The following is a 647-nucleotide window of genomic DNA, read 5'->3' on the forward strand; positions in this document are numbered from 1 at the left end:
ACGCCAAACCCAATGGCACCTGAACGCTATTGCAGACAGTCATATTACACCGACACAACGCTTCTTGATAAACCATGGTCAGATGCTAGAGGCCGCAGGCTATAACGGTGATGACATGAACGTCCTGGCCGCACAGCCTGCCGCCGAGCGAACTTTTGTCTTAACCCACGGCCAGACGCTAAAGGCCGCAGGCTATAACGGTTATGCCATGAACGACTTGGCCGCACAGCCTGCCGCCGAGCGAACTTTTGTCTTAACTCACGGCCAGACGCTAGAGGCCGCAGGCTATAACGGTGATGCCATGAACGACTTGGCCGCACAGCCTGTCGTCCAGCAAACCTTTGTCCTGGCCAATGCCCAGACGCTAAAGGCCGCAGGCTATAACGGTTATGCCATGAACCGCTTGGCCGCACAGCCTGCCGCCGAGCAAACTTTTGTTTTAACCCACGGCCAGACGCTAGAGGCCGCAGGCTATCACAGTTATGCCATGAACGGCCTGGCCGCACAGCCTGTCGTCCAGCAAACCTTTGTCCTGGCCAATGCCCAGACGCTAAAGGCCGCAGGCTATAACGGTTATGTCATGAACCGCTTGGCCGCACAGCCTGCCGCCGGGCGAACTTTTGTCTTAACTCACGGCCAGACGCTAA

General features: G+C 56.9%; 1 protein-coding gene. It reads left to right on the forward strand.

Translation table 11 applies throughout. The annotated features are described in order from the left end of the window. Nucleotides 1–647, forward strand: a 647-nt coding sequence (locus IEX86_RS24805) for a hypothetical protein (RefSeq protein WP_188868803.1), incomplete at both ends; no start/stop codon positions are given.

It is taken from the genome of Pseudomonas asuensis (assembly GCF_014646755.1).
Lineage (GTDB): Bacteria > Pseudomonadota > Gammaproteobacteria > Pseudomonadales > Pseudomonadaceae > Chryseomonas > Chryseomonas asuensis.